The 14,900-nt window shown below is 35.9% G+C and carries 10 protein-coding genes; all 10 read left to right on the top strand.

The features are described from left to right. The first annotated feature begins 165 nt into the window (after positions 1-165). On the top strand, positions 166-1,518 hold the full coding sequence (locus tag JZO83_RS13785) for a lytic polysaccharide monooxygenase (protein ID WP_207116096.1): 1,353 nt from the start codon (positions 166-168) through the stop codon (positions 1,516-1,518). 322 nt (positions 1,519-1,840) lie between these two features. Continuing rightward, on the top strand, positions 1,841-3,301 hold the full coding sequence (locus JZO83_RS13780) for an HTH domain-containing protein (protein ID WP_206859298.1): 1,461 nt from the start codon (positions 1,841-1,843) through the stop codon (positions 3,299-3,301). Positions 3,302-3,457: 156 nt separating this feature from the next. Next, the gene (locus tag JZO83_RS13775; protein ID WP_347401526.1) at positions 3,458-5,083 is read left to right on the top strand and encodes a type IV secretory system conjugative DNA transfer family protein; all 1,626 of its coding nucleotides are present in this window, start codon (positions 3,458-3,460) and stop codon (positions 5,081-5,083) included. Then, the gene (locus tag JZO83_RS13770) at positions 5,080-5,313 is read left to right on the top strand and encodes a hypothetical protein (RefSeq protein WP_206859300.1); all 234 of its coding nucleotides are present in this window, start codon (positions 5,080-5,082) and stop codon (positions 5,311-5,313) included. The genes JZO83_RS13775 and JZO83_RS13770 overlap by 4 nt, the downstream gene beginning before the upstream one ends. Positions 5,314-5,358: 45 nt before the next feature. Next, positions 5,359-6,183 (top strand): type IV secretion system protein, encoded by an 825-nt coding sequence (locus JZO83_RS13765; RefSeq protein WP_206859303.1) that lies wholly within the window; start codon positions 5,359-5,361, stop codon positions 6,181-6,183. Positions 6,184-6,196: 13 nt separating this feature from the next. Next, positions 6,197-6,547, top strand: coding sequence for a PrgI family protein (locus JZO83_RS13760; protein WP_206859305.1), 351 nt, complete (start codon positions 6,197-6,199; stop codon positions 6,545-6,547). Then, complete coding sequence (locus JZO83_RS13755; RefSeq protein ID WP_206859307.1) at positions 6,489-8,798, top strand: VirB4-like conjugal transfer ATPase, CD1110 family; 2,310 nt, start codon at positions 6,489-6,491, stop codon at positions 8,796-8,798. Before JZO83_RS13760 ends, JZO83_RS13755 begins: the two co-directional genes overlap by 59 nt. Beyond that, the gene (locus JZO83_RS13750) at positions 8,791-12,069 is read left to right on the top strand and encodes a lysozyme family protein (RefSeq protein WP_207116095.1); all 3,279 of its coding nucleotides are present in this window, start codon (positions 8,791-8,793) and stop codon (positions 12,067-12,069) included. The genes JZO83_RS13755 and JZO83_RS13750 overlap by 8 nt, the downstream gene beginning before the upstream one ends. A gap of 26 nt (positions 12,070-12,095) precedes the next feature. Further along, complete coding sequence (locus tag JZO83_RS13745; RefSeq protein ID WP_207116094.1) at positions 12,096-13,025, top strand: hypothetical protein; 930 nt, start codon at positions 12,096-12,098, stop codon at positions 13,023-13,025. Between the two features lie 39 nt (positions 13,026-13,064). Beyond that, positions 13,065-14,900: hypothetical protein (locus JZO83_RS13740; RefSeq protein WP_207116093.1), on the top strand; the 1,836-nt coding region annotated here is incomplete at its 3' end.

Raw genomic sequence — 14,900 nt, 5'->3', positions numbered from 1 at the left:
GAATAATAGTTATATATTTCAATATAAAATACTTATATATGAAGAAAAAAATAATTTTTTTCGTTAAATTGTGATTATTTGAACAAAATCTAGCGCTCTATTTGTAATTAATTAATTGTGTTATAAAAATAGTGTAACAAAAAAATATTGGAAGGAAGGTATTGTATGAAAAAAAGAATATTGGGTAGTGTTGTAGTTGTTTTAAGTCTAGGCGGAATACTTTTTGGCGCAACAAAGGATGTTTCTGCACATGGTTATGTGAGAGAGCCAATTAGTCGAGGATACCAAGGTGCATTAGATGCTCGCACAAACTGGACAGCCGCTTTCCAGAAGTATGGGGCAGTCATCAATGAACCACAATCATTAGAAGCGTTGAAAGGCTTCCCGGCAGCAGGTCCTGCAGACGGACGAATTGCCTCTGCGAATGGTGCATTGGGTTTCCAGTTAGATCAACAAACATCCACGTTATGGACAAAGCAAGATATCAATACCGGTCCAAATAATTTTACTTGGCATTTCACTGCAAATCATAGCACTGCTAAATATCATTACTACATGACAAAAAATGGCTGGGATCAAAACAAACCGTTAGCACGTCAGGATCTAGAGCTATTGTCTGAAATCGATGGTGGCGGACAATCTTCTGCGAATATCAGTGCGACACATACGGTCAATATTCCAGAAGATCGGATGGGCTATCACGTTATTTTAGCTATTTGGGATATTGGCGATACCGCAAATGCTTTTTATAATGTGATCGATGCGAATATCAAAAATAACGGTGCTATACCAGTAGTTCCAAATAAACCAACAAATGTCAGAGCGGTGAATACAACAAAAAATTCTATCTCGCTTTCTTGGGATGCGCAAGCAACAGTTGAAAAATATAATGTATACCGTGATGGACAACTGATAGCTACAACCTCTGCAAATAATTATCAAGATGACAAATTAACAGCAAACACAAAATATAAGTATGAAATTGAAGCAGTTTCATTTTCAGGGATAAGCTCTGAAAAGAGTGATGCGCTTTATGTGACAACTTTAGCAGATAACGAAGTGGAAGTACCAACAACACCAGGAAACTTACATTCAATGGGTGAAACAGATGACTCTATTTCATTGATGTGGAACCCATCTAGTCATTCTGCCGGTATAAAAACATATGAAATTTACAGAGATGGTCAATTAGTTGGCGAAACTACGAAAACAACGTATCTAGATTCAGGATTGAATCCTGGTACTCAGTATACGTATACGATCAGAGCAGTGAGTAATGATTCGATTCGCTCAGAAGCAAGTAATCGATTGGTGATTTCAACTAAAACCAATGAAATCACACCGCCGGGTGAATATCGACAATTTGAGTTGGGAAGTTTAACTAACCCCGTACTATACACAAAAGATGAAATCATCTTTCATAATGGGAAACTATATACGACATTAGTTACTCACTTTAATTATGGAGATCCATCGTGGGCACCAGATAGCGCGATTACTTTGTTTAGAGTTAAATAACTTTTAAAAGTTTTTTGGGTTTTATCATGCTCAGGGATATTCCTTGAAATTAAATGTTGTAAGATTTATGGATAATTAAAGAAGCGTATATTGAGTAGATAAATATATCAATATACCATTATTAATTACGCCTTAAAGAGGCTATACAATCTGTATAGTCTCTTTTTTAGTGTTATCTCTAGAATGATAAAAACTATAAAAAGACTCTTAAAAGTCTTGATATTCATCGGAATTTTTTTTCGCTATGTCAGGAAATAAGATACCTCGAAATGAAAAAATATATTGTTTATAGTGAAGTTGTTATGTGAAAGGGGGAAGGTAAGTGGAAGAGATTCTTGAACGATTAATATCTAATGAGTACAAAAAACGTGTTGTATTTATTCTGAATACTTTAGAGAGAAGAAAAAATGTGACCGTTCAGTACCTTGCAAAAAGTCTTAAAGTAACTAGAAGAACGATTACCAATGATTTAAAAACGATTCAAGATGAATTTTCCGACACAATTGAAATCTTGACTTCCTATAAGGGAGTCAGCATGTATGTATTGAATCATTTTAAGTTATTTGAGAAAAAAAAGTCATATTATATGAATGAAGATTTAGTAAAAGTAACGACAAGTATTCTTAAAGGCGAATTAAAGCCTGTGATTGATTGGAGTTGGGAATTGAACTATTGCGAGAAGACGGTGGCACAGAAAATGCGAAAGCTAAAAAAATTCTGTTATCAATATGGTTTAAATCTAAAGCTTTCTCCAGTTGAATTTATAGGAAAAGAAATTAAAATCAGAAAATTATTCATCGATCTTTATATTAAATCAGCTTATCTAGAAATTGAAGATTATTGTCCCTATAAAAATGAAATGGAAGAAATAGCAAAAATTGTTCAAACTTTATGTTCAGATGTTTCCCAATCACTTACCAAAAAAATACTTGCTTTAACTTTTATACGATTTGGAAAAGATAAATTATGGATGCATTCACGACTGTTACATTGGTTTAGAAACAATCCCTTAGTAAATCAATTATTCAATGAATTTATTCAATTAGATTGTTTCAAGACTTATTCTAAAGAAGTCATTTTCGAAGAATGTTGTTTTATTGCTTGTATGATCCACTTACATGAATGTCATTACACAGAAATAGAAAAGCACAATAAAGGATTTGCTGAATATTTTGGTTTTTCTGAAACAGTTAAACATTTGGTTTCAGATTTGAAAAGTGTTCTTGGTAATCGAATCCAAGTCGATAACGAGCAACTGTATTCAATCGTCAACTGCTTTTTATTTCAAGAAAAAATCAAACAAGATCTTGAAATAGATTTTTCATATAACGATGAAGAATCGGCAATGCTGATTGACTCCATCAATCGCCGTCTATATAAAGAAATGAATACAGCGATAAAAAGAAACAAAAATATTCAGAAGAATTTTCTACAAGAAAGATGTGACGCATCATTTACTTCTGACTTATTGCTTTTTTTATATACAAATAAGGCATGTGAAGTGTTAAGTACGGTTGTTGTCGCACTGAAAAGAGGTTTTTTAGCAGATTTTGCTTTAAATGAAGTAATTGAAAGATATTTACACACAAGAGCAAGCATCTTGTACCAGGAACAACTGGAAACAATCGAAAGTCCACTTGAGGCAGATATCTTAGTGACAAATATTCTGCCATTTCCGTATCAAGTTGGTGATAAGACAAAGATGTTTTATCTACCAGAAAAAGCAGATATCGACCGAACGATGGACGTCGTTTCAGATTTGCTTGTCACGGATTTTAGATAATAAAAAAGATAGCTTTATGTCGCTTAGGAGGGAAAGTTGAAAAGTTCAAAAACATGGGTTTATAAATTACTTTTACTATTTTTATTTCTTGTATTTGCGTATACGGCAAACCGGACCATCCTACTCTACGGAAATTTCCGACAACAGACCGAAGATATCGCACAAGTCCTTGTTCGTACAATCGACCAATTTGGACTTGAGATCAGTCGTTTTGAATTTCATTTTAGCTATAATTTAGCAAGTATTCTCGGGACAGGCACGATCGTAGGGGGGATTGCTCTAGGTATCTTGTATCACTCTGGTATGCCGAAACATACAGAGTATGAATATGGAAGTGCCAGATGGGGCAACAAAAAAGATATTAAGCCGTTGATGGATAAAAAAAAAGACAACAATATCATTCTCACAAAAAGTGAATCGCTATCTATGTCTGGACGCATGAAGATTACTAAATCCAATAACTTTAATCGGAATAAGAATGTCATCGTAGTGGGAGGAGCTGGATCAGGTAAAACAAGATTCTATGTAAAACCTAATTTGATGCAACTGCATTCTTCCTATGTCGTCAGTGATTCGAAAGGACTCTTGCTAAGCGAAACAGCAACGATGTTTAAAGAGGCCGGATATGAAATCAAGGTTTTTGACTTAATCACACGGGAAAATACGGACTTTTATAACCCGTTTACTTATATCCGTTCCGAAGATGATATTTTAAAGGTCGTCAACAATTTGATCAAAAACACTTCAGATCCAGAAAAAAAGGGTGGCGATGATTTTTGGGAGAAAGCTGAGACAGCCTTATTAATGGCTACGTTTAGTTACCTTTTGCAAGAAGTCGACGAGGAGGACCAAACATTGACGAATGTCGTTGAAATGGTTCGTTTAGCAAACTGTCCAGAAGATGTTCCCGATTACGTCTCACCTCTGGATGTGATTTTCAATGAACTTGAAGAAAAAGATCCTGCCAACTTTGCAGTCGCACAATACAAGATTTTTAAGTTAGCAGGGGATCGCACCGCAAAAAGTATCTTAGTCAGCTTAGGCGTCAGATTATCGCCATTTGATATTCCGAATATCAAAAAAATCGTAAGTAAAGATACATTAGCACTAGACACTGTTGGTGACAAGAAAACAATTATCTATATTCTATTATCAGATACAGATACGAGTTTCAATTTCTTAGCAAGCATGCTATATCAACAATTATTCGATAGTTTAGTTTATAAAGCAGATAATGTATATAAAGGCCGGCTTCCGCATCACGTACGATGTGTTTTGGATGAATTTGCTAATATTGGCCAAATACCAGACTTTGAAAAAGTGATTTCAGTGATTCGAAGTCGAGAGATATCGGTAAATGTAATCTTACAAAATATCAGTCAGCTCAAAAATTTATATAAAGACACTTGGGAGACAATTATCGGGACCAGTGACGTGTTTCTATATTTAGGTGGAATGGAGTTAAGCACACATGAGTATATCTCCAAATTACTAGGAAAGAAAACGATCCAACATAAGAATATCAGTATCACCAAAGGTAGTAATGGAAATTTCAGCGAGAACTATCAAAAAATGGGTCGGAATTTATTGGATGTAGATGAAGTGGCGAATCTAAGTGGAACACAAGCGATTTTAAAGATTCGTGGAATAGTTCCATTTATATCAGAAAAATACGATATAACTAAACATAAAAATTATAAAAAACTTGGAGATGTGACTCCAAAGAATTGGTATGAACGAAATCAATCACCGAAAAATGAAGAGGAGAATGGATTGAAATGAACAACAATCAACAATTACTACAAGATGTATTTAATCTGATTTCAAGATTTACAATGGTTGGCGGAGGATTATGGATTATTTGGGGAACAGTTATTCTAGCCGGAGCATTAAAAGATAAAAATGGCCCGCAACTACAACAAGGGATTTGGCAAGTCGTTGGTGGCGCATTGATCTTAGTAGCTGCAGTGTGGTTTGTGACCGCATTTGATGTTGCTTCACTTTTGAGATAGGCAAAAAGATACAGATCAAAATATATTTAGAAAGAAGGTTCATCCGTGCGCGCAGCAATAATGATGCTTTTCACTCGAATGATGGAGTATTTAAATGGAGACAATATTGCAGAGACCTTAAGTCGTGGATTACAAGATTACATGGCCTCTGCCTATAAAGTAGCAGTAGAAATCCAACAAACGATTATTGCTCCAGTCGCATTTTCCATTTTGGCAATATTTATCTTATTTGAATTTCAAAAAATTTCTTTAAAAGTAGAAAATGCAGGTGGTGCACCTACTTTAGGATTTGAAATGATCATGAAAGCATTCGTAAAATTTATTATTTGCTATATCGTCATTTTAAGAATCCAAGTTATTCTTGATGCCATTGTTGCATTAGGATCAATGTTAGCTGGGCAAATAATGGCCTACAGCCAAAACGATCTTTTAGATTCTTATTACAATGTAGTCGATTCGGTCGTAAGTAGTCTTTCATGGTGGGAAGTAATGGTCGTATTGATGATTTTTGTTGTTCTATTTTTAGTTTCTTTAGTTGTAGGAGTTTTCATCAATGTCATCGTCTATCTAAGATTTTTTGAATTATATATCTTTAGTGCGATTGCTCCTATTTCAATGGCAGCTCTACCTAGTCAAGAATTTTCTTCTATGGCTAAGGGGTTCTTCAAAAATTTTGCCGCATCCTCATTACATGCTGTAATGATTGCATTAGTATTGACCATCTATCCCTTGATTTTTGTAAATTTCCTCGAATCCCATAGAAGAGGGATGTGGTCGCTTATTTTTGGTTTAACGATCTATATGATCGCTTTGTTGTTTGCGATAAATAAAACAAAAGGGTGGGCAAAAATGATTGTATCCGCCTCATAGAAAGGAGGAAGCTATGGCAATTGAAGTGAAAGTCCATAAAGATGTACGGGAATATAAAGAACGAATCGTTGCAGGCATGAGTGTGCGACAATTAGGTTTTTTATCTATCGCGATGTTGACTAACATTGTGATCAGTATTGTGTTTGTTCGCTTTTTTGGTTATTCCATGGATGTGATCAGTTGGCTGATGATTCTTGTTTCAATGCCAATCGTCGCATTCGGTTGGCTAAAAAAAGAGGGACTTCCTTTTGAACGTTATTTAAAATATTTTTTTATTTACCATCTTGATCAAGGAGTAGTTGTGTATGAAGAATCTGATACGTCCCAACTTGATGAAGGTCAACTTCAGACAGAAAAAGAATAAAAAAAACAGGCAAGAGGAAAAGAAATCTTTTTTGCTTTTTGAAAAAATCTATGACAATGGCATTTGTCTAATTGACGAAAATGAATACTCGCTAACGATCAACATCGAAGATATCAGTTATCAACTTTGTTCAGAAGAACAACGCATGCAGATATTCATTAAATATTGTGAATTTCTAAATTCTTTAGACGCTTCCATTGATTATAAGGTTACGTTAGTAAAAAAGAAGAAAACAGTTGAAGAATTGGATCATGTCCTTTTTAAAGAAAAAAATGAGCGATATGATGATAAATACCGCCAGGAAATGAATGATTATTTAAAGACGAAAATCAATGAAAAAAAGAATGCTTTTGCGAAAAGGATTTTTTTAACATTCACACAGAAACATGAGAATCAAGCATTCGCGGAAAGAGAACTATTTTTGATTGCCGATCAAGTAGAATTATTCGCTAGAAAGATCGGTTCTACGATCCATATTTTGAATGGTGAGGAACGCAAAGAGTTGATTGGTCAAGTTATTAAAAATGAAAATAACGAATTACTTCCAAAGCGAATCGACTTTAAAGCGGATAAACAGTTGATCAAGATCGAAAACAAGTTGAATCAAACACTCTATTTGAGCGGATATCCTGCTGAACTTTCAGATGAATGTTTAACAGGTCTAATGGAGATTGATGAAGAAATCACGTTGACTGTCAGTTGTCGACCAATACCGATCGCAAATAGCTTCGATCTAGTAAAGACTAAAATGGCCTATATGGATCAGCAAAAAGTGGATGAGCAACGAAAAGCGTTGAATAGTGGTTATGATTACGAGATGCTTCCATACGATCTATCCTATTCACTTGACGAAGCAAAAGAGCTATTGGATTCGTTACAAAGCAAAAGTCAAAAACTATTTGAAGTAACCGTCTTGATCAATTTTTATGCAGAGGACCAAGGAAAGTTAAAAAAAATCGCAAGTAAAATCAAGTCAGTAGGTCGGAGATTTGGCTGTACGATCATTGAAATAGCTTATTTGCAGAAATTAGCCTTAAACACGGCTTTACCAATAGGGAAAAACCATATTCCATTAAATCGTTTATTAGCAACATCGGCAGTTTCCGCATTGATGCCATTTTCGGTTTCTGAAATGCTCCATGAGAATGGAAATTATTATGGAATCAATTCTGTGACAAAAAATCTGACGATTCTTGACCGCAAGAAACTAATGGCTCCAAATGGATTTGTCTTAGGAACACCAGGATCTGGTAAGAGTTTTTCTGTAAAACGAGAGATTGTCAATGTTTTGCTAAGAAACCCCAAAGATGAGGTGATCGTCATTGATCCAGAGTCAGAATACCTTCATATTTGCAATGAATTTGATGGTCAGATGGTCCGATTGGCGGGGAATTCAACCACCTGTATCAATCCCATGGATATCAATAGTAACTATGGCGATGACTCAAACCCGATTGCTCTAAAAACCCAATTTTTGATTTCACTATGCGAGTTGATCACAGGCGGTATCTTAGGGCTGTCTTCGCAACAAAAGACGATTATCGACCGAGTATGCCGTAACATTTACCACGAACCTAAACAAGTACCCACATTGAAAGAATTTTATATGGCGCTAAATGAACAGCCCGAAGAAGATGCAAAGCAATTGGCGATTGAATTGGAGCTTTATACAGAAGGTAGTCTAGCACTATTTTCGAAACAGACGAATGTTGATTTGAATAAACGTTTGATTATTTTTGATATCAAAGATCTAGGAAAACAGCTAAAACCGTTTGGAATGTTAGTTGTCTTAGATCAAATTTGGAATCGTATCACGCTAAATCGAGAATCAGGGATCCGTACATGGTTATATATCGATGAATTACAGCTACTGTTTACAAATGAATATTCCGAAAATTATTTCTTTGAATTGTGGAGTAGAGCAAGAAAATGGGGGGCTATACCAACAGGAATCACGCAAAATGTCGAGACATTATTACTATCTGATCTAGCCAGAAGAATGCTTTCTAATAGTGACTTTGTTGTTATGTTCAATCAAGCAAAATCGGACCGTTCAGAGTTGACTCGTTTATTCGATATATCGGAAGAACAGGAAAAGTATGTATTAAATGGGAGTGAAGGGACTGGATTGATGGTGTTTGGCGACACGATCATCCCATTTGAAGACAGACTTCCGAAAGAGACGAATCTCTATCAAATCATGACGACTAAACCTGGTGAAGAGGTAAAGACAAAGCAAGATTATGAATGAGACATATGAGGGGAATAAACAAGAAAACAACAAGCAGCAAGAGTTGTTATCGATTAAATTGAAACATGTCAGCACGAAAGAACAAGAAAAGAAAGCACTAAAAAAACGAATCCGTCTAAAAAAACATCAACAAAATTTAGCTAGAAAAAAAAGTAATAACTTACAGCTGAAAAATAGAAATATCACTGACTTCAAACAACACATGGTGAATAGCCAGGTAAGAAAAGCACCATTAGGTAAGGGCGCAACAAACAAATATTCAAAGAAAATTAGTCACTTTAAAAAGCGCCAGCTTATCACAAGAAAAAATCAGCTAAACAAAGTAAATCGAAACGAAAAACATAGTACAACTAGAGAAAAAGCATATTTCATAAAGAATAAACATAGATCTCCTAAAGAAATCGATCATGCGCTTCTTGGAATAAAAAAAAGGCAAATTTTCCCTAATAATAGTGGAACGAGTCGACGAAATAAGCTCTCTTCGGAAACAATCAATAAACAAAAACTAGAATCAAAAAAATTCTACCATAAGAAACAAGAAAAACTAGATAACAATGGCCTCAATCTAGCTGGAATAAAAAATACACTTACAGCAAATAAACAAACCAGAGCAAAGAAGCTTGAAGAAAAACTATTTGGTATCAAAGACAAACTTGAGCATAAACATCAGGTGTTGAGTAACTCTAAAAAAATCAAGCGATTAAAAAAGAAGACAAAGATTCCATCGAAAAAAAAGTTCAAACCTAATTTTAAAAAAAATCTAGCACAAACAGCAATCGATACAGTTGGCAGAAATAAAGATGGTGAATTAAATATACTTGGTGTTCTTTTAGTCTTGTTTATTATTCTAAAGTTGATTCTGATGTTGCTATCCGTCAAAGTAATGATGATTTTGGCGGTTGTCATCGTAGTGGTAGTTGTAATCGTCGCTATCTTTAATTTTATTGCCAGTATATTTACGATAAAAACAGAAGATATGGCTCTGGCAGAGGCATACGAGCACGTCACGTTTTTAGATGCTAGGAAGAATAAAGAAGTTCAACAAGTTTTTGAAGATTTTTCTGAAGATTCTGAAATTGAAGAGGTTTATTTCGTTGTAAATGGTGTAGCAAGACCAGATAATAATTTTTTGTATAGTTCTGATGCAGATACGTATCTTTACTATTTGAATGCAAAATATGAAAACTATGATATCGATCAACGAATTTCAGCAGACAGTAATCTTTTTGGTGCAACAAGAGTTCGTGGAGAATTAGAAGGCATCCATAGATATACCTTTAGTTACACGACAGAAATCGAAACAAGAGAAGTTCCGATCATTTATCCTGAAGAACCAGAAGAAGGCGATGGAACCGAGGAAGAGCCAGAAGAACCAGAAGAAGGCGATGGAACCGAGGAAGAGGCGGAAGAACCAGAAGAAGGCGATGGAACCGAGGAAGAGCCAGATGAATCAGAAGAAGATGATGGAACCGAGGAAGAGCCAGATGAATCAGAAGAAAATGGCGGAACCGAGGAAGAGCCAGAAGAATCGGAAGAAGATGACGGAATCGAAGAAGTACCAGAAGGAGAAAGTGGGAACGAGGTAGAATCAGAGGAATCAGAAGTAGATGATGGAACACTGGAAGAAACAAACAATCCAGAAGAAGAAATCGAAGAATCAGAGAATGAAGAGGAAGTCTTAATAGATGAGCCGCAAACAAATAGAGACCCAAGTGAGGAACAGCCAGTTGATCCGCCGATTGAAGAAGATCGGCCAACTCATCGAACAATCAAAGTGGCATTGATCAATATTGAAATCAAGACAATCAGTCAGTTTATTGATGAAAACTCAGATACTCTCTCAGAAGAAGAACTAGATAAGTTTGGACCGATACAGGAATTAGATCGGTTTGAAAATAAAGTGTTTTTACAAAGTCCTTTTGGTATGAGTCAAGATGCAATCGTTGTTGAAAAATATGGCTATCGTGGATTAAATGAAAGAAATAAACACAATTATATTGAATTACTAGCTGAAGCTGGTACACCAGTTTATGGACTTGACAATTCTGGCTCAGGAAGAGTTCATGCAGTTGGGAATAATTCTGTCACTATCAATACTTCCTTAAATAAAAGAGTTGTTTTATCTCCATTAAAAAATATCAAAGTGAGAAATAGAGATTGGGTCGATGCCGATACACTGATAGGAGAAACGACTGGGAATTTGAGGGTTGAAGTCATTGAACGTCGAACCCTTCGGCCAAATCGCAATATTTATCCGTCTGCTTATATTTTTGATTTGATATTTCAATATCCGTCTGAGATAGATGGATTTACAAATAATTCGTCAAGATCAATTTCAGGAAGTCTTAAAAACCCAGGACAAATGATTTTACAATGGGAACATCTTGTTCGAGAAGCCTGTGAAAAATACGGTATTCCAGAATATGTCAATATGATCTTGGCAATCATCCGAGTAGAGTCTGGTGGTGATGCAGAAAGATTTCCAGATATTATGCAAGCCAGTGAATCGCAAGGTATGCCACCAAATACGATCGATGATCCAGTAACTTCTATTGATCGAGGAACTCATTATTTTGCTCAATTATTGAACAAAGCCAGAACATTGCATTTGGATGATCGTGCGGCTCTTCAAGCGTATAACTATGGAGAAGGCTTTTTAGATTGGTTAGCTAATACGAATAAACAATATAATCTACTTCATGCAGAGTTATATGCTAGAGAGAAAAGTAACAGACAGACTGTGCGTTACACACATCCAGTAGCGATTGCTCATGGATTTTCCTGGCGATATGCCTATGGAAATATGTTCTATGTACCTATTGTTACTAATTATCTCTGGCTTGAAAATTCAAGATTTCTTGAGACAGCGATCAACGAGATTGGTACTTTTCATGGAGAGAAATATTGGAGATGGTACGGTTTTGAAGGACGGGTTGAATGGTGTGCGATTTTTGTGAGCTGGGTAGCAGATCAAGTCGGTTACCTAAACCAAGAAAAAATAATAAAATCAGCAAATTGTTTAGAGATGATCAACTGGTTAACGGAAAAAGGAAACTATAGGAAAACTTCAGAGAGTTACCATCCGCAACCAGGTGATTTGATTTTCTTTGACTGGAATGGAGGTGGTACAGGGAAAGATCATGTAGGAATCGTGGAATTTACAGACGGAAATATCATACAAACCGTCGAGGGGAATACTTCCAATAAAGTAGCCAGAAGAACCTATTTCCTCAATGATCCAAGCATTTCGGGTTATGGTATTCTCCAATAAAAAAGAAAAGGGCGAACAATGAAACAATGAAACGATTAAAAAATATAGTTGAGTCAAAAGAAGGAAAAAGAATCGTGATAATAGCTAGTGTCATTTTCATCACAATGTTCAGTTTTATTTTCTACTCGATATTTTTTCACCGTGGGATAAATGGAAATTCAGAAACTACTGCGAGTAGTGAGCGTTTATCTTTAAGTGAACAAAGAGAAGAAGAACTGAATTTAGTAGAAAAAAACGAAGCTTTAGTTTATCGAGGAATTTGGTATTCTGATCGAGCGGATGGCATGGTTCTGGAATTAAAAAGTGACGGAACTTATCAAAGTACCAGTTGGCTCACAACAGGTCAGTATCGCTTAGTAGATACAAAACTTGTTCTAACGGACAAAGAGAAAGAGGAAGTCTCTTTTGAGCTGATGACAAGATTTGGCGAAACGATTTTCTTTTACGAAGATAATGACGGAAATACGACCTATTTCTATCCTAATGTTGACTTGAGAGAAAAAGCGAAAGAGATGGCTGATTCTGGAGGAGAAGAAACACATGAAATGATCAGTCAAAAATGGTCGGATGTGTTAATTCAAGGTAGCTGGTCCAATACAACGATGAATAGTCATGTGTTGATCGATTTCACAGAAGACACATATGTCCAAAGAAAAATGGAAGATGGAAAAGAAATAACTAAAATTTTTTCCTATCGAATCATTTCTGAAGATGTTTCTGAGACTTTATGTGTGTTGGAATTATCTGTCATAGATGAGCATTCAGCAGTCAATAAATTTGAGATCACATTAGAAGAAACTCCATTTGGCTATCGCATGTATTCTCTTCCAGGAATGTTTCTATGGGTAAATGATTATGAAAAACCTCAGCAAGCCGTGCGGTTAACTCAAACAGGAGTTTTTAGAGAAAATAATTCATCTTTAGATCATTTACTTGAAAATCGCTTAAATGGCTAATCGACTCTTAAAAAATTCTTCATTGAATGGAGGAGACCGATGTTTTATAAAAAATATGAAGAATATCTTAAAGAATATATAAACAAAGATATTTCAATAAAATCAGTAAAACCTCATGAAGAAAAAATATTCAATGATTTTCGTTCACAGACAGTATCAAACAACAATCCAGAGACATTAAGAGAAGAATTTCACTTTGTACTAGATTTGATTTCTTCGAGAAAAGAAGTGGCTAAAGATAAATCAGATGATTTAAAAAAATCATTTGAAACGATGCTCCAAGACATCGATCCATCGGCTTATGATGCATTGAGGTTTTCAATTTATAAATCGAGGATGATCGTTTTAAAAGAAAATAGACGTGAGCAAGAAACAAGGACAAATGATGCGCAACCTACTTTTACGTCAAACACACCTTTACAAGCATCCGATGAATTAGCAAGACCTAAGTTAGTGGGGGAACAGGAAAAAAGATTTGCAGAACAAACAATGCAAAATAAGAGAGGCAATGTGAAGCAGGAGGGTTTTTCAAATCAGCAAATCGAAGAGAATGTCACTATGCACGAAAATTATGTACAAACTACGAATCAATCGACAAAAGTAGAGTCGCATAAAAGTCTTAAAGTGAGTGATTTAAAAGCACAATTTGAAAAAGAACCTTCTTATAATAAAGAACCGTATTCAGCTGAAGTACCATCAGGAACAGTCAATCGATTGCGACAATACTATGAAGGTCTGAATCATTCACCATTAGAAAGAGAAACTCGAAAGTCGCCTAGATGGAGAGCCTCGCAATCAAATCATTCGGCGACCGTTCAAAACAGGAAAAATCAATCGATAGATCGACAGAGACAAAGAAATGAAGGGGCATCGTCCTACCAAAAAGCTCCTCCATTAAAAAGCACTAGCGAATTTGTACGTAGAGGAAATGAAAGCACAGTTTATACAAATGATTTATCAACCACAAATAAAGCAGAGTCCCATCAAGACGGCATGACGAAAGAAGAATTTCAAAGGCGACGAGACCAATTTGAAAATATGCCTGGACCAAGTAACGAACCACCAGTCACAGAAAGAACAAACCGAAGAGAACCGGATAATTACCAGACAGCTGCTTATCAAAATCCACCTAGGCAGCAACGAAGTAGTGAGCTAGTCCAAGAAAGCAAAGCTAGTACGATAGATAATATTGGATTAAGGGCAGACAATGCAGGATTGAGTGAAACTGGTAGGGCGAACGAAGAATTTCAAAGACGACGAGACCAATTTGAAAATATGCCTGGACCAAGTAATGAACCACCAGTCACAGAAAGAACAAACCGAAGAGAACCGGATAGTTACCAGACAGCAGCTTATCAAAATCCACCTAGGCAACAACGAAGTAGTGAGCTAGTCCAAGAAAGCAAAGCTAGTACGATAGATAATATTGGATTAAGGGTAGACAATGCAGGATTGAGTCAAACTGGTAGGGCGGATGAAGAATTTCAAAAACGTCATGCTCGATTCGAAAACATGACTAGTACAAGTAATGAACCATCGCTTGCAAATAAAACAAAATTGAATCAAACCGGCTTGACGAATGAAGAATTCCAAAAGCGTCGCGCTCGATTTGAAAATCCTAGTGTAAAAAGTGATAACCGTCTTGCACCAGAATCAACGGGTCGAGTGAAGTCAGTGAGAGACCAGTTTGAAAAAACGAATGTGCATTCTAATGAACGACCAGTACCAGAATCAACGGGACGAGTGAAGGCAGCGAGAGACCAGTTTGAACATGTGAATGAGCTTCCCAATGAACGACCAGTACCAGAATCAACGGGACGAGTGAAGGCAGCGAGAGATCAGTTTGCAAATGCGATCAGGCAGCACATAGGACAA

The sequence above is a fragment of the Enterococcus sp. DIV1298c genome (genome assembly GCF_017316315.1).
Lineage (GTDB): Bacteria > Bacillota > Bacilli > Lactobacillales > Enterococcaceae > Enterococcus_B > Enterococcus_B mangumiae.
Note: the sequence above shows the minus strand (reverse complement) of the source record. Positions and strands in the feature narration are given on the sequence as shown.

Excerpts from the sequence above, each read along its gene's own strand:
- JZO83_RS13785 (WP_207116096.1), top strand. The coding sequence starts at position 166 with ATGAAAAAAAGAATATTGGGTAGTGTTGTAGTTGTTTTAAGTCTAGGC.
- JZO83_RS13770 (WP_206859300.1), top strand. The coding sequence starts at position 5,080 with ATGAACAACAATCAACAATTACTACAAGATGTATTTAATCTGATTTCA.
- JZO83_RS13760 (WP_206859305.1), top strand. The coding sequence starts at position 6,197 with ATGGCAATTGAAGTGAAAGTCCATAAAGATGTACGGGAATATAAAGAA.
- JZO83_RS13755 (WP_206859307.1), top strand. The coding sequence starts at position 6,489 with ATGAAGAATCTGATACGTCCCAACTTGATGAAGGTCAACTTCAGACAG.
- JZO83_RS13750 (WP_207116095.1), top strand. The coding sequence starts at position 8,791 with ATGAATGAGACATATGAGGGGAATAAACAAGAAAACAACAAGCAGCAA.
- JZO83_RS13745 (WP_207116094.1), top strand. The coding sequence starts at position 12,096 with ATGAAACGATTAAAAAATATAGTTGAGTCAAAAGAAGGAAAAAGAATC.